The organism is Sorangium sp. So ce327 (assembly GCF_051530205.1).
Classification (GTDB): Bacteria; Myxococcota_A; Polyangia; order Polyangiales; family Polyangiaceae; genus Sorangium; species Sorangium cellulosum_B.
In genome coordinates this window covers 8,325,123-8,346,482 of record NZ_CP150330.1, presented here as the reverse complement: position 1 = coordinate 8,346,482, position 21,360 = coordinate 8,325,123, and the positions used below count along the sequence as shown (strand labels likewise).

Annotated in this window: 16 protein-coding genes; 8 read left to right on the top strand and 8 right to left on the bottom strand. The window is 71.5% G+C overall.

Annotation, left to right across the window (positions count from 1 at the left end; genetic code table 11):
• The first annotated feature begins 74 nt into the window (after positions 1–74).
• Together WME95_RS30975 and WME95_RS30970 are read left to right on the top strand one after the other, a co-directional pair.
• Complete coding sequence (locus tag WME95_RS30975) at positions 75–731, top strand: FMN-binding negative transcriptional regulator (RefSeq protein ID WP_437902947.1); 657 nt, start codon at positions 75–77, stop codon at positions 729–731.
• A gap of 385 nt (positions 732–1,116) precedes the next feature.
• Entirely contained in the window at positions 1,117–2,064 is a 948-nt protein-coding gene (locus WME95_RS30970; protein ID WP_437542453.1) for a hypothetical protein, read from the top strand.
• 217 nt (positions 2,065–2,281) lie between these two features.
• Here the strand turns inward: WME95_RS30970 and WME95_RS30965 are convergent, their stop codons facing one another.
• Positions 2,282–2,659 (bottom strand): hypothetical protein, encoded by a 378-nt coding sequence (locus WME95_RS30965; protein ID WP_437902946.1) that lies wholly within the window; start codon positions 2,657–2,659, stop codon positions 2,282–2,284.
• A gap of 159 nt (positions 2,660–2,818) precedes the next feature.
• Here WME95_RS30965 and WME95_RS30960 point away from each other — a divergent pair, with 159 nt between their 5' ends.
• On the top strand, positions 2,819–3,250 hold the full coding sequence (locus WME95_RS30960) for a hypothetical protein (protein ID WP_437902945.1): 432 nt from the start codon (positions 2,819–2,821) through the stop codon (positions 3,248–3,250).
• Between the two features lie 163 nt (positions 3,251–3,413).
• Positions 3,414–3,842: a hypothetical protein gene (locus tag WME95_RS30955; protein ID WP_437902943.1), complete on the top strand. Its 429-nt coding sequence runs from the start codon at positions 3,414–3,416 to the stop codon at positions 3,840–3,842.
• Positions 3,843–3,903: 61 nt separating this feature from the next.
• Here WME95_RS30955 and WME95_RS30950 read toward each other — a convergent pair whose 3' ends face one another.
• Together WME95_RS30950 and WME95_RS30945 are read right to left on the bottom strand one after the other, a co-directional pair.
• Complete coding sequence (locus WME95_RS30950; RefSeq protein ID WP_437902942.1) at positions 3,904–4,017, bottom strand: RCC1-like domain-containing protein; 114 nt, start codon at positions 4,015–4,017, stop codon at positions 3,904–3,906.
• A gap of 525 nt (positions 4,018–4,542) precedes the next feature.
• The gene (locus WME95_RS30945) at positions 4,543–6,036 is read right to left on the bottom strand and encodes a serine/threonine-protein kinase (RefSeq protein WP_437902941.1); all 1,494 of its coding nucleotides are present in this window, start codon (positions 6,034–6,036) and stop codon (positions 4,543–4,545) included.
• A gap of 129 nt (positions 6,037–6,165) precedes the next feature.
• Here WME95_RS30945 and WME95_RS30940 point away from each other — a divergent pair, with 129 nt between their 5' ends.
• Both WME95_RS30940 and WME95_RS30935 read left to right on the top strand, forming a co-directional pair.
• Positions 6,166–10,221 (top strand): protein kinase domain-containing protein, encoded by a 4,056-nt coding sequence (locus WME95_RS30940; RefSeq protein WP_437902940.1) that lies wholly within the window; start codon positions 6,166–6,168, stop codon positions 10,219–10,221.
• Between the two features lie 260 nt (positions 10,222–10,481).
• Positions 10,482–11,291, top strand: a complete 810-nt coding sequence (locus WME95_RS30935) for a hypothetical protein (RefSeq protein WP_437902939.1) — start codon at positions 10,482–10,484, stop codon at positions 11,289–11,291.
• Positions 11,292–11,426: 135 nt separating this feature from the next.
• Here the strand turns inward: WME95_RS30935 and WME95_RS30930 are convergent, their stop codons facing one another.
• Complete coding sequence (locus WME95_RS30930) at positions 11,427–13,169, bottom strand: transposase (RefSeq protein WP_437902938.1); 1,743 nt, start codon at positions 13,167–13,169, stop codon at positions 11,427–11,429.
• Between the two features lie 312 nt (positions 13,170–13,481).
• Positions 13,482–14,858, bottom strand: a complete 1,377-nt coding sequence (locus tag WME95_RS30925) for a TolB family protein (protein ID WP_437902937.1) — start codon at positions 14,856–14,858, stop codon at positions 13,482–13,484.
• Between the two features lie 113 nt (positions 14,859–14,971).
• Between WME95_RS30925 and WME95_RS30920 the strand changes: the two genes are divergently transcribed.
• On the top strand, positions 14,972–15,604 hold the full coding sequence (locus WME95_RS30920; RefSeq protein WP_437902936.1) for a hypothetical protein: 633 nt from the start codon (positions 14,972–14,974) through the stop codon (positions 15,602–15,604).
• Between the two features lie 140 nt (positions 15,605–15,744).
• Complete coding sequence (locus WME95_RS30915; protein WP_437902935.1) at positions 15,745–17,331, top strand: SNF2-related protein; 1,587 nt, start codon at positions 15,745–15,747, stop codon at positions 17,329–17,331.
• Positions 17,332–17,743: 412 nt separating this feature from the next.
• Here the strand turns inward: WME95_RS30915 and WME95_RS30910 are convergent, their stop codons facing one another.
• From WME95_RS30910 to WME95_RS30900, 3 genes are read right to left on the bottom strand one after another with little or no spacing between them, the layout of a single operon-like run.
• On the bottom strand, positions 17,744–18,754 hold the full coding sequence (locus WME95_RS30910) for a hypothetical protein (RefSeq protein WP_437902934.1): 1,011 nt from the start codon (positions 18,752–18,754) through the stop codon (positions 17,744–17,746).
• 19 nt (positions 18,755–18,773) lie between these two features.
• Positions 18,774–20,183 carry a DUF4150 domain-containing protein gene (locus WME95_RS30905; RefSeq protein ID WP_437902933.1) on the bottom strand — a complete coding sequence of 470 codons (1,410 nt, stop codon included), beginning with the start codon at positions 20,181–20,183 and terminating at the stop codon, positions 18,774–18,776.
• The gene (locus tag WME95_RS30900; RefSeq protein WP_437902932.1) at positions 20,180–21,253 is read right to left on the bottom strand and encodes a DUF2169 family type VI secretion system accessory protein; all 1,074 of its coding nucleotides are present in this window, start codon (positions 21,251–21,253) and stop codon (positions 20,180–20,182) included. The genes WME95_RS30905 and WME95_RS30900 overlap by 4 nt, the downstream gene beginning before the upstream one ends.
• Positions 21,254–21,360: the final 107 nt, after the last annotated feature.

The window sequence follows — 21,360 nt, the reverse complement described above, 5'->3', positions numbered from 1 at the left end:
TGGCGGTGCTCACACCGACGGCGCGGTCGGGTCGACAAGGGCGGCCGGCGCGGGCGGTGGTACACATTGCCGTCATGACGACGACGGCCGCGCCGCGATCCATCTATCTCCCCAGAGCCTTCGAGGCACCCGACCTCGCCGACCTCCACGATCTCATCGACGCACACTCCTTCGGCATGCTCATCGCGCCCGGGGAGGACGGCGTGCCCATGATCGCGCACCTGCCGTTCCTTCTGGAGCGCGACAGCGGCCCTCACGGCACCTTGCTCGCGCACGTCGCGCGGGCCAACCCGATCCGGCGCGCGCTCGACGGGAGCACGCCGGTCCTGGCCGTCTTCCGCGGGTCGCACGGGTACATCTCGCCCCGGTGGTACGCCTCGCGCGACGACGTGCCGACATGGAACTACGCCGTCGTCCACGCGCACGGCGCGCCGCGGGCCATCGAGGACCACGACGCGCTGCTCGAGCTGCTCGCGCGCCTCTCCGACGTGAACGAGCGCGGGCAGCCCGAGCCCTGGAGTGTCGCGGAGCTCTCGCCGGAGAAGCGATCCGCGCTGCTCCCCGCGATCGTCGGCTTCTCGATGGAGATCACGCGGATCGAGGCGAAGCTCAAGCTCTCGCAGAACCGCCGCCCCGAGGATCGCGACGGCGCCATCGCCGGGCTGCGCGCGCAGGGCACGCCCGACGACCTCGCGCTCGCGGAGGCGATGGAGCGCGCCCGCCCCCGCTGAGCCGTCAGCCTTCGCGCGCTTGCGACCTCCTCGCGGGGGCCCTTCCAGCCCGCCGCGCTCACGGCGGAGCGGCGCTCGACGTGAGGCGGCGCTTCCTCGAAGCGCGCCCGGGCAGCCCCCACGCCGGCCGCATCGAAGCGGGCGCCGGGATCTGCGCGCGACGAATTTGTGATCGCGGAGACGGAACCCGGAGATAGTGCGGCGGGAGGCCTTGTCATGAGGCTCTTCATTCCTTGCCCCTGGAGCTTGCGTCCCGGCAGCGCGATCGGGCTTCGCAGCTCATCGGATTCAGGGAATTTTCAACCTGCTCGGTGCTCCGGGTGGCGGTCGTGGAGGGGCGGCTCCTCTCCAGGTACGGGAGATACGAATGTTCAGAATGTTTGGAGTGAACAAGGTGTTGGCAGGGATGGGCTTGTTGTCGGTCGGACTCACGTCCTGCGGCGACCACGTCGCAGGTGATGAACCGACGGTCGTCGGGATGGAGCTCGATGAAGCGGAACAAGGGCTGGCGAATGGAACGCTCGTCTCGAATCGCTGGGCAGGCGGCATCGTTGATGTTGGTTTCTGGGACGGGAGTCAGTGGGTCATGTCCGGCTGCAGCGGGCAGGTCGTGTCTCGTGATGCGATAGTGCTCGCCGCCCACTGTGTTCGTCGCTGGCTGACGCCGGATACGGCCAATCCGCCGAACCTCAACTACAATCCGCCGGATACCGGGACCACGTGGTTCGCGGCCTACCGGATGAACGAAGACGGCACCTGGACTTGCATCACGGACCCTGCCGGGGGTTGTCAGCTGCAGGCAAGCTGGGCGGTGCCGTCGACGTACCTGGGCGTGTACCACACGGCGACGCAAGCATGGACCGGTGACAACGCGGATCGCGATGTCGCCACGCTGAACTTTGGCACGAACTTCGCGAACGTCGTGCAGAAGGACGCGGCCTATCTGAACTCGGGCGGTGACTCGACCGTCGGGACCGCCTACGGCTACGCAGACTCGCCGGCGAGCGACGGCAGGCTTCGCGGGGGAAATTTCTCTGGTATTGCCTTGAGCGGCGGAGCCTACACAAAGACCGTCCCACAGGCCGACCCGCACCTGTGCGGCGGCGATTCGGGCGGGCCGCTGCGCTTCCTGACCAGCGCGGCGACCACTCCAGAAAGCACCGTTCGTTCGGGTGTCCTCTTGGGGGTCAACTCCAAGGGAGGGTGCAGCGGCGCCAATGTGGGTAACCTCTGGGCGCCGATCAACAGCAACCGTACCTTCATCGAGAACAACATCGGTCGGGCATGTACGACCGTGGTTCAGAACGGCTGGAGCACCCGCGACTGCTGGTGAGCTTCGGAGCGCCCAGGCGACCGCTCGTCATCGACCGGTGGTCCTGGCGGGACGATTCCGCGGGGGCGAACCGTCGCGATCCGGTGCTTTGCCCGGGATTTCAGGGAGGCATGACGACGGATCGCAGCCCGTCGGTGGGGGGGGCCCAGCCCGGGCCCAACCGGCGAGCCTCGATCCTCGGAAGCTCGCGTCGGCCGACGCGTGGCCCGCGCACGGCTCAGACTTCGCGGCGCGGGCCGGAGGTTTGATAGACCCAGCCGTGGTGGGCCGGATAGTACCAGCGGCCATCGACGTAGTAGACGTAGGTCCCGCGGTAGTACACGCGGGGGTAGGTCTCGACGTGGACCGGCGCCGCCGCGATGTGAACGACGGGCTCCTCGACCACCGCGAACTCCTGGTACGTGACGGTCCCCGGCGCAGGCGTGACGGTCCTGGTGTCGACCTCGGCCACGCACCCGGTCCCACCGAGGAGCGCGAGCGCGAGCGTGGTCAGCGCGGCCAGCGCGGCCAGCGCGGCCAGCGCGGCGAGCTTGCCGCGCCGCAGCGGATGCGCGGAGTTTCCGGGCGACGAAGGGTCGAGGACAGGCATGGTCATCTACGTGAGGTTCATCGCAGTAACAGCGGTGCCATCCGGAGGCGCCGGGGCGCGCCGCCGGCGCCCGGCGCCGCGCGCTCTGATGGTATAGCACTTGCTGAATACATGGGCATCGGCACGACAGCGCCAGACCTCGCTGGATAAGGAAAGACGATCCCCATGAAACTCTCGAAGGTGCTCTCCGGTCTCGCTGGCCTCACGCTCGCCGCCGCTTCGCTCGCGGGATGCATCGTCGTCGATGGCGACGACGACCATCATCACGTCGATGACCTCGGGAGCGGCTCGCTCACCGTAACGACGGCGATCAACGGCATCAGCGACGCGCGGCAGTGCGCCGACTACGACGTGGATCTGCTCGCGGTCCGCGTCGAAAGCGAGGAGGGCTTCGTCTACAAGGCGCGCGTGAACTGCGAGGAATTCGGCGCCACGTTCGACGGCCTCGGCGCGGGGATCCATGACGTCGATGTCTGGCTCGAGGACTTCGACGGAGACCCGAGGAGCGACGTCGTGCGCGTCCCGTCCGTCGACGTGATCGACGGCATGGACACGCTGGTAGACGTCGACTTCCCCTCGGGGTCGATCTACCGGTGAGGTGCGCGCGGCGCGCTTGATCGACCGCGCCGCACGGCGCGGGAGGCGCTCACTCGCTCGCGATCGCGTTCGCGAGCCCGTAGACCCCGTATTCGATCATGTAGGTGAGCCTGTCACCACATTCGGCTCGCCGTCAGCGCAATGTGGACGAGCCGAGGCCACAGTGACGGTGTTGCCGAACGTGACGAGCGAGGTTGTTGTCGTATCACAGTGTAGTGGCGCCGAGATGGGCGGGCTTGACGCGGTCGTCGTGCTCAATGATCCGCCGCAGATCACGGGGCTGCTCATCGCCGAGAGCAAATTCATCACCTTGTGCCAGACGGCGCAGATCAGGGGCAACGCCGTCGATCCGAACGGTGATGCGCTCTCGTTCTCGTTCTCGTTCTCGTTCTCGGTCGTGTCAGGCCCCGGCCCGGGTTCGCTGATGCAGGGCGCTCCGGCGATCGTCGGCTGCACGGCCGAATCGCCGGAATGCCAGACCTTCACTCCCAGCGTCGTGGGCGATTACCTGTTGCGGGTGGAAGTTGGCGACGGGCTCGGGGGCGTGGCTACCCTCACGTTCCCGATCCACGTCTCCCCATGTGACGACTAGCACCGCCGTGGGATCAGGGACGCAAGTCCTTGAATCGACCTGGAAGCGCAGGTCGGCGAGGTCATCCATTTCTGGCGCTCGCCGGGCTCGTGCGCGACGGGGTTCCCCAGCAGTACACGGCGCCGGTCGGGGTCACCGCGCACGCGTGCTCGTAGTACGCTGCGATGTGCTTCACCCCGGGGAGCTCCACCCGCACTGGCTGCGTCGCGCAACGCCCGTTCCCCGGGCACCACTCGGGGGAATCCTTGCCATCGACGTCCCAGCCGAGGCCGCCGAACTGGTTCTGGCCCCAGCCAGCAGAACAGCTGGTGCACCGTGTCGACGCCGCAGGTGAAGTCGTGGCCCGCGGCGAGCTGCACGAAGCCGCCCAGGGCGCTGTCGCGCGTGATCGGCCTGGACGCGACCTCCAGGCTCGTGCCCAGCCCGAGCTGACCCACGCCGTTGTCGCCATAACAAACGACGTTGCTCCGTCCGGCGCCAGCACGGCGCAGGCGTGGTGCCCGCCCATGGCGAGGCTGACGGCCCCCGTGACCGGCGCCTGCACCGGGAGGGCGCTGCAAGGGTAGTCGAGCCCGGGACAGTCGGCGGTCGGCACGCCGAGCTGGCCAATGGTAGTTCATGACCCAGCACCAGACGGTGCCCGCCGGGGAGCGCCGCGTCGGGTCCGCCTCGGCGCGGGCGCCGAAGGTTGCGCCCGCTGTTAAGAGTCCAGCACCCGGAGCAGCGCGCTCGACCCCGGCGAGACGGGCGCGGGGTGCGCGGTGACGCCGAGCCCGTCGAGCAGGGCGGGCGACGCGAAGAGCCCCTCCGCCGCTCCCTCGGGCACCCACCCGGAGAGCTCCAGCAAGTCGCCGCCCGTCAGCGTGCCTTCGCCGCTCGCCTGGAGCTCGCCGACGTGCACGCAGAGGCGGACGTGCACCCGCCGGTCGCGCCCCGCGCGCGCTTCGAGCCGCTGCTTCAGCGACAGCGCCGCGCCGAGCGCATCGCGGCGCGCGGCCTGGTCGCGCGCCGGATCGAGGGGCCGGTCGGCCGTGACCAGCGCGGTCGTGCCCGTCTCGACCGCGGTCGAGAACCCCGCGTTCGTGAGCTCGGAGAGCGCGAAGGGCAGGACGGACTCGAAGTCGTCGAGCAGCTCCGGCGTCGGCTCATCGAGCGCGCCCGGGTCGGCCTGCACCTCCACGTGGATGCCGATGGCCGATCGCCGCGGCGCCGCGGCCGCCCCGCCCGCCGCCCGCGGCGCCGCGACGGCCGCGCGCAGCTCGGTGAGCAGCTGCCCCGCCGACGGCTGGCGCTCGGCCGGGTCCTTGCTGAGCGCCCGCAGCACCACGTCGTCGAGCGACGGGCTCACGCGCGCCTGCGCGCTCGGGCGGGGCGGGCTCGCGAAGAGGTGGAGCTGGCGCAGCACCGGGAACGACGCGCCGGCGAACGGCGGCTCTCCTGTGAGCATCGCGTACGCCAGCGCGCCGAGCGCGTAGACGTCCGTCCGCGCGTCGACGGGGCGGCCCGTGAGCTGCTCGGGCGACATGCTGGAGGGCGAGCCCAGGACGTGCCGCGACGTGGTCAGCGCGGGCCCCGGCGCGTCGAGCAGCTTCGCCACGCCGAAATCGAGCAGGACCACGCGGGGGCCGCGCTTCTGCATGTCGCCCGAGCACAGGAAGACGTTGGACGGCTTCACGTCGCGGTGCACGATCGCCTGCGCGTGGGCCGCGTCGAGCGCGCTGCAGAGCGGCCCGAGGAGGGCGAGCGCCTCCTCCAGCGGGAGCCGGCCGCGGGCCTCGAGGTGCCTCTCCAGGCTGACGCCGTCGAGCAGCTCCATGACGAAGTAGGGGCGGCCATCCTCGAGCCTGCCGACGTCGAGCACCTCGACCACGTTCGGGTGCCGCACCCGCTGCATCACCACGACCTCGCGCTCGAAGCGGAGGCACACGTCAGGGTGCAGCGCGAGCTCGGCGTGCAGGACCTTGATCGCCGCCCTCGTGCCGCGCGTCGCGTGCTCGCCGCGGTAGACGACGCCGAAGCCGCCCTCGCCGAGGACGCTCTGGAGCACATAGTCTCCGGCGCGCGAGGGCACCTCGGCGCTGCGCCGGCCACCCGCGGTGGATTCCTCCCCGGCCGAGAGGGTGACCGTCTCGTCGGTGGGGCTCACCACCCCGCGCGGCGCGCTGGGGATGGTGTCGTCATCGACGTGTACCATGCTAGTCCGCGACGATAGCATAGGCGTGCTGCGCGCTCGCGCGCGCGCCTGCGTTAGCGCGCCCGCGCGCCTGCGTCAGAGAGAGGCCGAGTGCATCGCTGTCCTTTGTGTCACCGGCGTCGCGAGGGCGTGGCGCCGTGCCCCTTCGACGGATGGACGCCGCCGCCCGGCGAGCCCTCCGCGCCCGCTCCGCCGCGCGTCCCCGGTGTCTCGCTCGGCGAGCGCCTGGGGCAGGGCGGCTTCGCCATCGTGTGGGCGGGGGTCTCGGACGAGGACGGCGCCCCGGTCGCCGTCAAGGTCGGCATGTCCACCACGCCGATGCTGGAAGAGCGCTTCCGCCGGGAGGCCGACGCGCTCGAGCGCATCGGCCCGCCGCACGTGGCGCGATTCCACAGGTGCGGTCGGCTCGACGATGGTCGCCCCTACCTCGTGATGGAGCGGCTCTTCGGCCGCACCCTCGCCTCGGAGCTCGCCGCCCTCGCCGCCCCGCCCGATCCGGGCTGGGTCGCGGCGCGGGCCGACGCCGTGCTCGCCGCGCTCGAGGCCGCTCACAGCAGGGGCGCGATCCACAGGGATCTGAAGCCGGAGAACCTCTTCATCGAGCGCCGCTCCGCGGCGGCGGACGAGCGGGTCGTGCTTCTCGACTTCGGGCTCACGAAGCGCGCCGAGCGCACGCCTGGCGACGCGGCGCGCGAGGAGCTGCTCACCCGCAGCGGCGTGGTCCTGGGGACGCCCGAGTACATGGCGCCGGAGCAGTTCCGCGGCGAGGCGGTCGACGTGCGCGCCGACGTCTACGCGTTCGGCGTCATCCTCTTCGAGCTGCTCACACTGCGGCCGCCCTTCGCCGGCGACGGCGCCTCGCTCGAGCATGCGCACCTCACGCTGCGCCCCGAGCGCCCGGGCGCGCTGGCGCCGGTGCCCGCCGCGCTCGAGGAGCTCACGCTGGCGTGCCTCGCCAAGGATCGCGAGCGCCGCCCGGCGGACGCGCCCTCGCTGCGGCGCGCCCTCGCCGCGGCGCGCGCCTCCTTCGCGCCGACCGGGGCGCCGGCCGAGCCGGGCGCGCCGCCCGCGCGCGCCGCGGCGCCGGCGGACTCGACGAGCGCCAGGCTGATCGCCGGGGGGCGGAGCTCGGTCGTGCTGCTCGTCGCCGACACGACGGCCGCGGCGTCGCCCGTCATCGCCTCCGTGACCGGCCGCAAGGGGTTCATCACGCGGCAGCGCGGCAGCCGCTACGTGGCGGTCTTCTCCGGCAAGGACGCCGATCACCCGGCGCAGGCCGCGCTCGCCGCCGCGCGCGAGCTCGCCGGGAAGCACGGGGCGCGCGCGGCGCTGCACCTCGCGTCGGTCACCCTCCGCCGCAGGGCGCGCGGCGCCGTCTCGGCGTACGGCGCCGCCGTCGAGCGACCCGAGACCTGGCTGCCGCCAGAGCCGTGGTCGGGCGTCGCCCTCTCCGCCGAGATCGAGCGCGTCCTGCCGGCGCGCGAGGACAGCGACGGCCGGCCCGCCTCGGCCGAGGCCGAGCCGTCCGTCGAGATCGAGGTCCCGCTCGCAGGCCGCGACGACGTCCTCGCGGCGATCGCGGAGAGCGCGCGCGCGGCCTTCGACGGCACGTGCCCGGCGCTGTTCACGCTGATCGGCGATACCGGGCTCGGGAAGAGCCGACTCGCGGCGGAGGCCGCCTCGGCGGCGCTCCGCTGCGACGCCGGGGCGCTCGTGGTCTCGCTCCGCGCGGCGCAGCCGCTGCTCGGCGACGCGGCGCGCGACGCGGCGGAGCTCCTCGGCCGCGTCCTCGACGCGCCCGCGGAGGCGCCGCCGGACGTCGCCGCGTTCTGCCGCGAGCGGCTCGGCGCCGCGCTCGGCGAGGCGACGTGGCCGTCGGTCGCGGCGGCGCTCGGCTGGTCGCCGCTGCCCGCGCGCGGCGCGCCCGCTTCGCTCCACCACGGCGTGGTCCAGGCGCTCGGCGAGGCGCTGCGCCGGCGCGCCCAGCGCGGGCCGGTCGCGGTGATCGTCGACGACGCGCACTGGGCCGACGACGCGCTTGTCGACGCGCTCGAGTACGCCACGCTCGACGGCTCCGGCGTCGCGCTGTGGGTGCTCGTCGCCGCGCATCCCCGCTTCGAGCAGGTGCGCCGCGCCTGGGGCGCGCGCACCCAGCGGCACGACCGCGCGGCGCTCGCGCCGCTCGACGACGCGGCGGCGATGGCGCTCGCCGCCGAGCTGCTGCGGCCGGCGGAGTACCCCCCTGCCGAGACGCGGAGCCTGCTCGCGCGCTGGGCGGGCAACAACCCGGCGTGCCTCGTGGAGCTCGTGCGCTCGCTCAAGCGGGCCGGCCTCGTGAAGCGCCGCGTGAACGCCGGCAGCCACTACGTCGCCACGGCCGAGCTCGACAACCTCCCCCCGTCGCCCGCGTGGCAATGGCTCGCGGAGCGGCGGCTCGACGCGCTCTCGCCGGAGCTCGCGGCGTGCGTCCGGCTCTGCGCGGTGCTCGGCGACTCGTTCGCCCGCGCGGAGCTCGAGCAGATCCTGGACTCGATCGCCCGGGCGGGGGAGGCCGGCACGCCCATCGACGCGGGCTACGGCCTGGGCGCCCTCGTCGAGCACAGGATCCTGGAGCGCGGCGCGGGCGAGCGATATTCGTTCCAGAGCGCCGTCTTCCAGGACGCGGTGGTCGAGCTGCTCGACCCGGCGGAGCGCGCGCAGATCCACCGGCGCGCGCTCGCGTACTTCACGGCCAGGGTGGAGGCGGAGGGCCCTCGCCCGGAGCTCCTCGCGCCGCTCGCGCGGCACGCCGGCGGGTGCGGGGCGCGGGAGGCGGCGGCGGACGCGTGCCTCACGCTCGCCGATCTCGCGTTCGCGCGACACCGCCACGTCGAGGCGGACCGCCACTACACGGCGGCGCTCTCGTTCGCGGCGCCGGGCGACGCCCGCCGGCGCGCGCGCGCTCTGGCGGGGCGGGGCAAGAGCCGCTACCGCGTCGACCGGACGCGCGAGGCCACGGACGACCTCGCGGCCGCGCGGACGCTGGCCACGGAGCTCGGCGACGACGCCTCCCTCGCGGACGTGCTGCTCGAGGAGGCGGCCGCGCTCGACTGGGCGGGCGAGTTCGATCGCTCGGCCGAGCGCGTCGGGGAGGCGCGCGCGCTCGTCGATGGGTTCGGCGCGCGTTCGTGCGCGCTCGTCGACGGGTTCGGCGCGCGCTCGCGCGCGCTCGTCGACGGGTTCGGCGCGCGCTCGCGCGCGCTCGTCGACGGGTTCGGCGCGCGCTCGCGCGCGCTCGAGGGCCGCGTGCTCGTCGCCGAGGGGCGCACCTGCTTCCGGCGCGGCCGGGTCGCCGAGGCCGTCGAGCTGCTCACACGAGGCGCCGCCGGCGCGGAGGCCGAGGGCGATTACGGGACCAGGATCGTCGCGCTCCTCCTGCTGTCGCCGGCCTTGATGTGGCTGGGAGAGCTCGACCTCTCGAACGCCCGCTTCGACGAGACGTTCGCCCTGGCGTCGTCCGCCGAGGACTGGCCTCACCTCTGCGCCGCCTGCACCTGCCGCATCCCGCTGAGGGCCATGCGGCGCGAGCTCGACCTCGCCATGGCGGACATGCGCCACGCCATCGCGCTGGCGCGCGAGCTCGGAAACCCCGTCCTGGAGCGCCACGTGACGCTGAACGCGGCGGAGCTGCTCCACGCGAGCGACCACGGGGACGAGGCGCTGGAGCTGGCCCGCCGCGCGCACGTGCTCGAGCGGCGGTTCTTCGAGCACGCCGCGCCCGAGTGCTCCCTGCTCCTTGCGCGCATCCTCGTCTCGAGGCGCTGCCACGACGAGGCGAGCCGCCACCTCTCGTGGATCGAGCGGAGCTGCCCGCCCGACCCCTCGGCGCCCTCGCTGTGGGCGTTCTACCGCGCGCTCCACCTGGTGCTCTGCGAGCAGGGCCTCCGCGCGCGCGAGCCGTCCGCGAGCGCCGATCCATGGGAGGACGTGCTGTCGCGGTGCCGGGGCGCGCTCCTGGCGATCGAGCTCGTCGAGCTGCTCTCGATGCGCGCCGAGATGGCGATCGCCGGCGGGCGGCCACGGGAGGCGGCCCGCGCTCTCCAGGAAGCGGCGGCGCAGCTCGACGACGCGCCGGGCTTCCGCGCCCGGCTGGCGCGGCTCGCGGCTCAGCTGGATCCGATGGCGGCTCCGGGCCTCAGCGGGTGAGGGGCAGAGCCTCCATCCGATGCCCCCTGGCGCCCGCCTTCGCGCCGGATCCGGATTGTAACTATCGGATATAATTGAAATTTTTTCGTGAGCGGGCGCGCCGACGTCCCGTGCGCGAGGGGGCCGGCCGCCTGGCACGAAACCTGGAGATAGCCGGTCAGAACGCGTCGCACGCGTCGCCTCAGGAGAAAATTATGTCGAGCTTTGGAGCCCCGGTTACAGCGCTTCTCGGTACGTGCCTGTTCGCGCTTGGATGCGTGGTGACGCCGGCGCCGGCCGACGACAACGAGGGGGACATCGCGGCCGAGGACGATGTGGCGTCGGTCGAGCAGGCGTATGTCTTTCCCAACGGCGATGATCCGGAGTTCTTCTGGGAGCCGCGGACGATACAGATGCTCCAGCGGCTCGCCCTGGCGCCGCTCGCGGACGGTGCTGGCAAGCTCGCGAGCACGCCGCTCCTGGAGACAGAGAAGGGCCGCAAGCTCCTCCACTATGTCGTGGGCTGCGCGCTCCGCCCGGAGATGACGGTGACGGGCGTGGTGGGCGCCTCCTCCTACGTGTACAAGGGGGCGCTCGGCCTCGCGGCGCCGTGGCGGAGTCAGGCGCTGTCCCTCTCCTCCCCGCAGCGCTGGGTGACGGCGTGTCTCCTCCAGACCTTGAACGCCTTCCAGGAGGAGGTGCCGATCCGCATGGTGGGCAAGCACCCGGGCCTCGCGGACGCGCCGTGGATGAACCCGGCGCAGTACACGTTCCCGGACGCGACGATGTTCGGCAACATCTTCGTCCCGGGTCACGAAGTCGCTTATGCCTGCGCGGATGAAGGCGCGCAGCTCGCGTGCGGCGATGTGTGGAGCACGTTCGCGAAGCTGCGGATCTGCGACTCGTCGCCGACGTGCAAGCTCACCCCCCTCGGACCGTGCAAGGGCTCGCTCCCGAACGAGACGGACTGCGTAACGAACGCCGCTGGTCATCCGACGTGCCACGCGGACGGTGTGTCGTACCTGGAGTCGATCTCGTCGAAGCTCGACGCGGAGGGTGTCTTCAACCTCTACCCGAGCTGCCAGCCATGAGGCCCGGCGCCCCTCGTCGACCAAGGGCATCGCCGCGGCCCGAGCCGCCGGTGCAGCGCTGTCGACGCAGGGGCGTCTCTCTAGCCTGGATTTTCACAGCAGAAGATCGGTTAACATAAAGGCCACTGACGGCGGTCAAGCGAACGCGACCTCGAGCGAAGCTCCTCCCCACCAGGGGACAGCGACGGGCGTCGCGAGCAAGCCGGATTCAAGCAGCATCGGGTTGTGAGCCCGACGAGGGAGGCGCACGTGAACGCGCTGCGGGCTGACCTCGACCCTCGCCGTCGTGTCGAGGAAGCGGCGGAAGATCTGCCGCGCCTTGGCGTGCTCGAAGCCGTGCAGGTGCTTGCCGAGCAGCCGGTAGAGACCGGTGGCGATGACGGTCAAGGTCACGTCGAAGTCGACCTTCATGGCCACCGCAGACGACAGCGCATCGACGTGGAAGAAGTGGACCTGGTCCTCGAGGTTGTTCTCGATCAGCATGCGCCGAGCGTAGCGCTCGAGGATCGTGCGCGGCGTCGAGCGGGTGTCGTTGGTCAGCAGGACCGTGGGCTCGTCGTGACCAAGATCGCGCGCGCAGATCTGGCGGATCGGCGCGGGATAGTCCCTGCCCATCCGGATCGTCTCGTCGAGGACCTTGGGGTTGCGAAACTTGCGGTGCGGTACATCAAGCTCCACCCGGCGCCAGGCTGCAGCCGGAGCGTTCAGCACGTGGCGCTTGAGGACATCCGTGCGGCGGCGCAGCGTGACGAAGGTGATCCCCTGGGCATCGAGGCGGCTCAGGTTCTTGTAGGTGGTGAGCTTCGAATCGAACACGAGGTGCGGGGGCATTTGGCCGTGCGCCTTCTTCCAGAAGTCGACGAACCGCAGGACCTCATCGCTCTCCTCTCCCTTGCGCAGGTCGGCGTTGGCGTAGCAGAGCACGTCGGTGTCGGCGTCCTGGGCGATGAAGGTGAGCACGGCCTTGTCGCGGCGACTGCGCTTGGAAAGGTAGTGGCGCTCGACGAACTCGTCCTGCCCGAAGAAGGGAACGGCGTGAAAGTCGAGGTTGAACGACGCGCCCGCGAGCGCGAGATGCGCGCGCAGGTGTTCGAGCCAGCCGCGCAGCAGTCGCACCGAACTGGAGCGGCCCAGGCGATCGGAGTACTGCGCGAGGAAGGTCGTCTTCGGGATGACGTTGAGCCCCGCGAACAGCGACAGGCCTTGGTCGAAGACCAGATCCATCACGTGGCTCTTGCGCTCGATGGACGTCAGCTTCAACGCGAGCGCTGCAAGCAGCGCGTGGGCTGCCGGGATCGCCTTCGAGCCAGGCAGGGCTGCTTCGTCGGCGAGCCGATCAAGGCCCACCTTGACGAGCAGCGGGAGGAGCACGAACAAACCGCCGACATGGGTCTCGAACGTCGCAGGGACGAGCTGAAAATCGCGGACATCGGCGCGGCTGGCGCGCTCGGGGCGCGTCCTGGCGGGGCGCTCGTCGTCCTTGCGACGCGGCAGCCTGGAGAAGCCCTCCTCGCGCAACACCTCGGTGATGGCCGTGGGGCTGAGCTCGATGTGCTGGCCCCGGAGCTCCTCGGCGATGTCGTAGATCGACAGGTTGCGCTTGCGCATCGCGATGATCAGGCGCCGGGCGCGGGACTTCTTCGGTTGCTCGTGCGGGCCGCGCATCGGCTCGGCGAAGAAGGCACGGTCAGGATCGTGCCGGAACTGATGGCAGAGCACGCGGAACGAGCCGGAAGTGTAGCCGAAGGCCTTCGCGACCTCGGCGCTCGAGCGACGCTCCACAAAGTAGGCGCGCAGCGCCTCGTACTGGCGGTGCCGCGCCTGGGTGGGCGCCAGGAAGAAGCGGGCGGGGTCAGTTAGGGCAGTTGGTGCGCTCATCGTAAAAAACGTGACCCACACATAAGGCATCACGTCAAGGTGAGAAGAGCGGTGCAGAGAAGCGATGAAGCCGATTTCTGCTGGATTTCAAGGTCGATCGGCGCTGCCGGCGCATCAGCTGCGTCCGCTGAGGGGGAGAGGCTGACGGACGAGAAATTCGCCCATAGCGCACCCTTTTCCCTCACGGCATCCTTGATGCCACCGCTTGTCTGTCTCACGCCGTTCGGCGTAAAACCGTGTCCCTCGATTACCGAACCGGAGGGCCGGCCTCATGCTGCGCCGTTAGGCGAACTATCTCGGTGAAAATCCAGGCTAGGGAACGGGGCTCCACGACGCGCTGCCGCCGTAGGCGATGAACGCGGGCACGGCCTTGGCGTCCCCGGTGTCGACGACGACGACACTTCGAATCGTCGGCTCGCAGCCGTAATAAGGGCATAACGAGAGCGTGAAGGCGAGGTGGTGATCGTCGGGCGCCCAGGCAGGCCCGTAGGCGCTGTAGAAGGGGCGCGGAAACGCGCTGGTGAGCGGGCGGTCGGCGCCGCCGTTCGCGTCGAGCAGCGTGATCTCGTTCCAGGTATCCGCGCCGAACCCTCCCACGCGGACGGACCACGCGACGGCGATCTTCGAGCCCTTCGGCGAGACCTCCGGGTGCATCGAGCCCGAGACCCAGAACGAGCCGAGCCCCTTGATCCCGGTGCCGTCGAGGGCCGTCGTGTAGAGCTGCGACCGCTGGCAGCACAAGGCCTCCGTCTCGCTCGCCGAGAAGAGCAGGCGATCGCCGAGAAAGCGGGCGGCGCTGAACATGTGGTTGCCCGCGTCCGGCAAGCGCCTGACGCGCCTCGTGGCGATGTCCACCGAGAGGAGGTGCTCCGCGTCGAACTCGCCTGCGACGCAATGAATCGCGTCGCCGCCCGGCGAGAACGTGCATTCGCCCAGCGCCGCCGGCTGGCCGATGCGCTGGTCGTCGCCGCTCGCGACCTCGACGAGGTGGAGCTCTTCCAGGCCTTCGTCCGCAGGCGGTCGCGCCCCGGCGACGTAGGCGACGCGGGCGCCGTCCTGCGAGACGGCGAACGACGGCTCGCCATTCCACGCAGCGAATTTGCCGGTGATCGGCCGCTGCTCCGTGCCGTCCGCGTTCATGAGAAAGACGCGCCAGGCCATCCCGTCGCGGTTGCTGAGAAAGGCGATCCGCCGGCCATCGCCGAGGAAGGTGGGCGCGATGTTGCGCTGCGTCTTTCGCGTGAGCTGCGCCTCGATGCCCGTCGCGAGGTCCATCGTGAAGACGTCGCCCGAGCGCACGAAGACGATGCGCCCGGACGCCAGGGCGAGCTCCCTGGCGAGGCGGAGCCGCGGAGGCCTCTTCTCCGCCTCGGGCACGCCGAGCCCCTCGTACGCCTTCACCCAGTCGTCGAAGGTGCCGATCGTCTTGCGCGGGGCAGGGTCCGTCGATTCCGCGGTTGGGTCGGGGGGCGGCTGGTAGGGAGCCGTCGGAGGCTCCGCGCTCGGCGCCGGCGACGCCGCGAGGGCAGGGGGGGCGGGCGGAGGCGTGTCGTCGCACTGGAGCGGGGCCGCCGCGCTCGAGGCGCTGGGCGGGGGAGGGGGCTCGCCGTCGCCCGCCGGTCTGGGCGTGCAGGCGGCGAGCAGGAGCCACGCGATCGCGGTGCGCGGCGTTCGTTCGTGCATGATCATGGGAGAACGCCGCGGCAGGGGGGGCTCATCCCGTTCTCGGAGCGCTGCGCCGCGCGCCGCTCGAAGGGCAGGGCTCCTTCTGGCGCCCACGCGAGCGGTGATAGGCTCGCGCGATGAGCGCCGCCGCGCCGCCCACCCTGGACGAGGCCCTCCCGCGCCCCCTCGTCCGCGCGCGCTCGCCCGCGGGGCGCGCGCTTGGCGCCGCGACCATGGCCGCCGCGCTCGCGTCTCCGGCCGCGGCGGGCGCCTCGGACTCCGCGCCCGCGTTCACCGGCATGGGCTCCGCCGTCGTCGAGGCGCTCAATGAGCTCCGCTTCTGGGGCCAGGCCCAGATAGGCGCCACTGGCGCGATCAGCGATTGGGAGGAGCCGGGCGGGGTGAGCCTGCGCGCCTCGATGAGCGTGCGCGGAATCGGGCTCGCCGGCGCGCTCCGCTACGAGCAGGTGGAGGGACGCGGCGGCGGCGTGCTCGCGCTCGGCGGCCAGCTCCGGCCGCTCGCCTTCGCCCAGATGACGGCCTACGAGCGGATCGACCCCTTTCTGAGCCTGGGCGGTGAGGTCGGCGGCGAACGAGACGCGCTTCGCGCCGACCTCTACGCGGGCGCTGGCCTCGATTTCGTGCTCTTCCCCGAGGAGGACGCGCAGCCCGCGCTCGTCCTCGAATACCAGCTCCGCCCCCTCCGCACGCCCTCGGACACGCCGCTCCAGATCCTGCACCTCGGCGCCGCCATGCGCGGCGTCTTCTAGCGCGGGCGCGCGTCCGCGCTGGTATCAGGGGCGTCATGACGACGATGCGTGCCAAGCGAACGGTGTCGGCCCCGCGCAGAGCTCCCAGAGCGGCCCCTCCAGCGGCCCCCGCTCCGCGTGCGGCGCCGGAGCGAGCCCATGTGCTCGACGTCCCGTTCGCGATGCGCGCGGTCGCGTCCGCGAGCGGCGCGCGCTGGGACGCGGAGCACGGCGTGTTCGTTGTTCGCGCAGAGACGCTCCCGCCGGCCCTCGCGCCGTTCCGCGCCGCGCCGTACTCGTGGGAGCGACGCATCGAGCACGAGCTCAACGACGACCCCGCGCCCGCGCCGGCCGCCCCCGCCGGGGCGATGATCCTCCGCCCGCACCAGCTGGACGGCGTGCGGGCCATCGCCGCCGCGAAGGCCGCCAGGCGCGCCGGGTTCCTCCTCGCCGACGACGTCGGCCTCGGCAAGACGATCACCGCCTGGGCAGCGGTCCTCCAGATGCCGGACGTCACGACGGTGCTCATCGTCTGTCCGCTCGCCGTCGTCGCGCACTGGCGCCGCACGGTCCAGGCCATGGGCGACGGAGGCAAAGAGATCGTGATCATCAACTATGATCGGCTGGGCAAGCTCTTCGAGGTGACCCCGGAGGCGCGGCGAAGGATCCGATCGAAGAAGGGCCTCGCGCGCGCCGGCAGCGCCGCGGAGTTCGACGTGGTGATCTGGGACGAGAGCCATCGCTGCAAGAACCCGGCGGCGGCGCGCTCCAAGCTCGCGGTCAAGCTCAACGCACGCGCACGGTTCGCGCTGTGGCTCTCGGCCACCGCAGGGCAGAACCCGCTGGAGCTGTCGTATCTCGCGCCGCTCCTGGCGAGCGCGACCGGGAGCCGCTCCGCGGATCTGAAGGACTTCGAGCAGTGGTGCGAAGGCCAGGGGCTCGGGGTCGCGCGCGGCGCGTTCGGCAGGTGGGACTGGCGCGGCGATCCGGCGGACTGCGAGAAGGTGCGTGCCCTCCTGTTCGACGGCCGTCCCGCGGTCGGGATGCGGCGTCGCCCGGAGGACGTGGCCGGCTGGCCCGAGATCAACCGCATCCTCACCCCGCTCGAGCTCGACGCCTCCGCGCGCGAGCTCTACGCGCAGGCGTGGACCGCGTTCCGCCGGGAGATGGATCTCCTGCCCAAGGGCGCGAACCCGAGGTCGGCGCTCGCCGCGATGCTGCGCCTGCGACAGAAGAGCTCGCTCATCCGCGTGGGCAGCACCGTGGAGCTGGTGTGTGAGCTGCTCGACAACGGGCATCAGGTCGCGGTCTCCGTCGCCTTCATGGAGACGCTCGAGGCCGTGCAGGCCGCGCTGGCCCGGGAGCGCGTCCCGTGCGCGCTGATCCACGGCGCGCTGCCGGCCGGCGAGAAGGAGGCCGAGCGCCTCCGCTTCCAGCGCGGCGAGCCGCGCGTGGTGCTCTTCACCGTGGAAGAGGGGATCTCGCTCCACCAGGGCGAGCACAACGAGGTGCCGCGCTCGGCGGTGATCCACGATCTGCGGTGGTCGGCGATCCAGATGGCGCAGATCGAGGGCCGCTGCCACCGCGATGGACGCTTTGCGCAGGTCTACTGGGCGTATGCCGACGATACCGTTGAAGACAAGATCGCCGCGATCGTGTGCCGCAGGATCCGGTCGATGAAGGCGATGGTCGGCGACGACGTCGAGACGATGCACGAGATCGAGCGCTTGCTCGCCGGAGCCGCGTGAGAGACGCGGGGGTGCACGAGGCCGAGCGTCATGCCGACGCTCGAGCACAACGCCCTCGTCGAGATGTTCCGCGAGGACCTCTCCGGCGCCGAGGCAGCCAGTGCCAATAGCCGATGGATGACGATCGCAATAGTCCGGCGCGATCCGGGCTCCAGGTGCGCTGGCAGCCGAGACATCGCGTGGTCGGCATGGTCGAGTGTGAGGCGCACGAGGGGCGCGTGCGCGTGCGGATGCGGTGGCTCGATGACGTCGGCCGCAGGGTACGGATCCGAGGTGATCGCCTCCACGCCGGGCCTGGGCGGTGTCATGCGTGTAGGCGCGACAAGACGATTCGCATCCTCACCTCGCACCACGCGCGGGGCATCCCGCGCTAACCACGCGCACATCATCCGATGACGATGACCGTCAAGTGTCAACGGATGGGAGCGTTGTCGACGTGGTCGATCCGCTCCCAGCGGCTGCCCTCGAGGCGCACGATGTCCTTCGAGCCGACGACCCAGAGCGCGCCGCCGACGCTGTCGACCGTGTGCGCGTCCTCGATCTCGGGCACGAGCCCGGTCGAGACTCGCCGGAGGCTGCCGCGCTCGTAAGTGAAGAGGCCGCGCGGATTGGCGCCGCTTGCCAGGTAGATCCGGCCGTCGTGCCTGGTGATCGACGTGAACATCTGGCGCCGGCCCGAGACCGCGACTGCGCGGAAGCCTTCGCGCCGGTTGCCGCGGAGGAGCGTGCCTTCGCGCCCGCAGATCCAGATGCGCTTCTCGTCCTCGACGAAGATGCTCACCAGCGCCGCGGCCGTGACGGGCGGGAGAGCGGTGAACGTGGCGCCGTCCCAGACGAGGATCGTGCCGCGCGTCCCGGTGACGTAGATCTCGTCCTCGCGTGGACCGTCGACGCAGTAAAAGACCTTGTGCTCCGCGGCCGGCGAGCTCGGCGCGCGCAGGAGCGCCCGGGCCCGCTCCTCGGGATCTTGCAAGAGCGAGCGATCGAGGTGCTCCCAGCGGCCGGCGCCGAAGTCTCCGCCGACACGGCGATAGACCTGCCCCCCGTCGCCGCAGGCGTAGAGGTGGTCGCCGACAGGGCGGAGGCGCGCGAGGCGCCCCCAGCGCTCGGCGTCGGGCGAGGTGATGCCGGCGCCGGGGATCTTCTCGCGCGGGAACGGTGGCCGCATGAGCACGACGTCTCCCTCGGCGGAGAGCACGCAGAACGCGGTCGGCGCGCCGGGCGCGGGGGTGAAGCGGGCGATCGAGGTGACCGCGACCTGGAGGTCGTCGTAGAACCACTTCACCGGCCCCGCATCGCCGGCATCGTAACGGCAGAGCCGGGTGAACGGCGTGAAGGGCTCCTGGCCGTCTGGCACGCCGGCGACACAGAGGAAGTCCGCGGCAGCGGCCTTGGCGCGGGTAAAGGTGAGCGGCGTCGTCATGGTGATGTCTCCCTCGACCTCAGTAGCGACCGCCCGGGCGCATGCCGGTGCTGAGCGCCTCGTACTGCGGGCTCCCGGCCACGGTCGGCATGAGGGTGGTGCGGCCGAGCTGCGCGCGGTCAACCCCGGCGAAGCCCGCCTGCACCGCGGCGCGGATCTGCGCCTCGCACTCCCGGCGGAGGTTGACGACCTGATTCTCCGAGAGGTCGATGATGCTGCCGATGGCGGTCGTCCCCGGCGGCGTGCCGTTCACGCCCAGCTGGGCGACGCTCGCGTCCACGCCGTGCGCCTCCCAGTGCTCCGAGCCGTCGTCACCGGCGTTGCCCTGGAGGCAGATGGCGGGCCCGTCGCCGAATGACGGGAAGTTGGGGATGCGCTTCATCCCCGCCTCACCCTCGGCCCTCGTGCCATAACGAAGGGTGTAGTCGGGCACGATGTGGTGCGCCTGGTAGCCGGGTTCGCACGTGCCGCGGATAGTCCTGTAGGGGCCGACGTTGCAAGGCCGGTCTCGCTCGCGCGTCACGCGCACGTTGCCCGCTGCGGCGGCGAGCCGCGCATTTTCCTCCTGTCGCGCGCGCTGCGCCCGCAGGCGCTCGGCGTTCTGCCGGATCTTCTCGGCCGAGGGCCACGGCTGCCTCACGAGCTGCTCGAGCTGCTCGGGCGTCATCTGGCGGAAGTCGACGAGGGTGCCTGCCTTGAGCGAGAGCTGATTGTTGGTGCTATCTACCTGGTTCCAGTACCAGCCGCTCGATCCATACGCGGCACTCCGCTGGTCGGCGCTCATCTGGCCATAAAGGTGCTGATCGATGCTCCGGGCGAACATGCCTTCATTGCCGATGTAATACTGACCGGCCATCTCCCCGAGGCCTGCTCCCAGCGCACCGAGGCCGAGCAGCGCGTTGAGCCTGGCGGCCGCCCCCATGGGCCCCGCGGCGGGCGCGCTCCCCGGCGTCGTGGCCGTGCCCGTGCCCGTGTAGGCCCCCGTCGTGTCGAGAAAGGCGACCTGGACCGGGCGGTCGCTGGCGCTCATCACCCGCGTGTCCCGCACGAAGATGAGCTTCCCCTCGGTGTTGCGGTCGTTCATCCACCAGGCGTCGTCGTGGCGGATCGCGTTCCTGCCCTCGATGCGCACGGTGGGCGAGTAGGTCTTGGGCTCGCAGACGCTGCCCACCGTGCCCGATTTGACCCCGAGCCCGCTGCCCGGCTCATCACCCTGGCACGTCGTCACCTTCGATCCCATGTTGTGCGACCGATCGCCGGTCTGCAGCACGGTGGTCGCGGTGTCCACGGCCGCCTGGTTCTGCCTTGCGTAGATCGAATAAGGGATGGGGACGAGCGCCGGGCCGACCGGCGTCTTGCAGACATCCGGGCAGGTCGAGACGATGATGCCTTCGCCTATGTCGCGGCTGCCCTCGCGCGGGATGCTCATGCGTCGCTCCCCGGGCTCACGAGCCCTCGCTCGTCACACCACGGCAGCGCCGCGGCCTCTTCGAGGCTCGCGGCAGCGAGATCGATACGATCGAAGCCCTGCGACATGGCCGCCCAGGCGCGCCAGGTGAGCTGGACAGACCAAGGCGGCTCGCCGCGGACATCGATGTGCATGCCATCGAGGTGGAGGCGCACCGGGACGCGGCGCCCCCGCTCCCACTTGAACCAGGCCCAGAGCGAGTGGCCGGGCAGCGTGAACGCGAGCGCGCCGCCCCCCGGCGTGAGGCCCTGGAGCTCGACGCGCTCGTCGCCGCGGAGATGGCCGGGCAAGACCAGGCCGGGGTGCGCGGTCTGGTAGAAGCGATAGTCGAAATCGGCGGGGAGCTGAGGGTGGCGAGTCGCCAGCCAGGCGTCGTCGTAGGTGCCGGCGAAGCGGCTGCGAAACTGCCACCAGGGCGGCACGGGCCCGAAGCCCTGCGGTTCTGGCCGCGCCGCCGGGTCGCCCACAGGCTCGGCCTCGCTGTCGATGGTGGGCGCGGGGTAGGCGCGATCGGCCGGCGTGTGGCGGCGATCGAGGACGCCCCGGCCGATGGGGTTGCGCGCGTCGACGTTGCCCTCGGGATCGCCGATGACGACGCCGCCGGCGGCCGATCGGTAGTCGATGGACGCGCGGGCCGCCGGCTCTCCCGTGGAAAGCCGAAACCCGCCGGCGTCCGGCTCGAACGCGCGCGGCGCATACGCCCTCAGGAAGCGCGTGTATTCCCCGACGCGCGCGCCCACCTGCCAGACGTGCGCGGCCACGCCCCCGGGGGCGTGGCCATCAGCGAGGAGGGTGACGTCGGCCGCGGGCTTGAAAGGGATGAGCAGGCCGACCCGGAGCATCGGTGTCGCATGCGGATCACCCTCGTACTCGTCGGCGAGGATCAAGGATTGATCGGGGGCGATCGACAGCCGGCCTTCGGGCGAGAGTAGAAGCGTGCCCCTTGCCGCGACGACGGCCATGGCTGCGCCGTCACGGTGCTTCTGCTCGAACCCTAGCGCGGCGAAGGGGGTCGCGTTGGCGGCCAACATGGCTAGCGGCGGTGGACGGCGACGCGGGTGCCGTCGATGAGGTGCGTCGCAGCAAAGGCGGTTCGATTCACGGCCAGCATGGCACTGCTCAGGTAGGATCGATGACG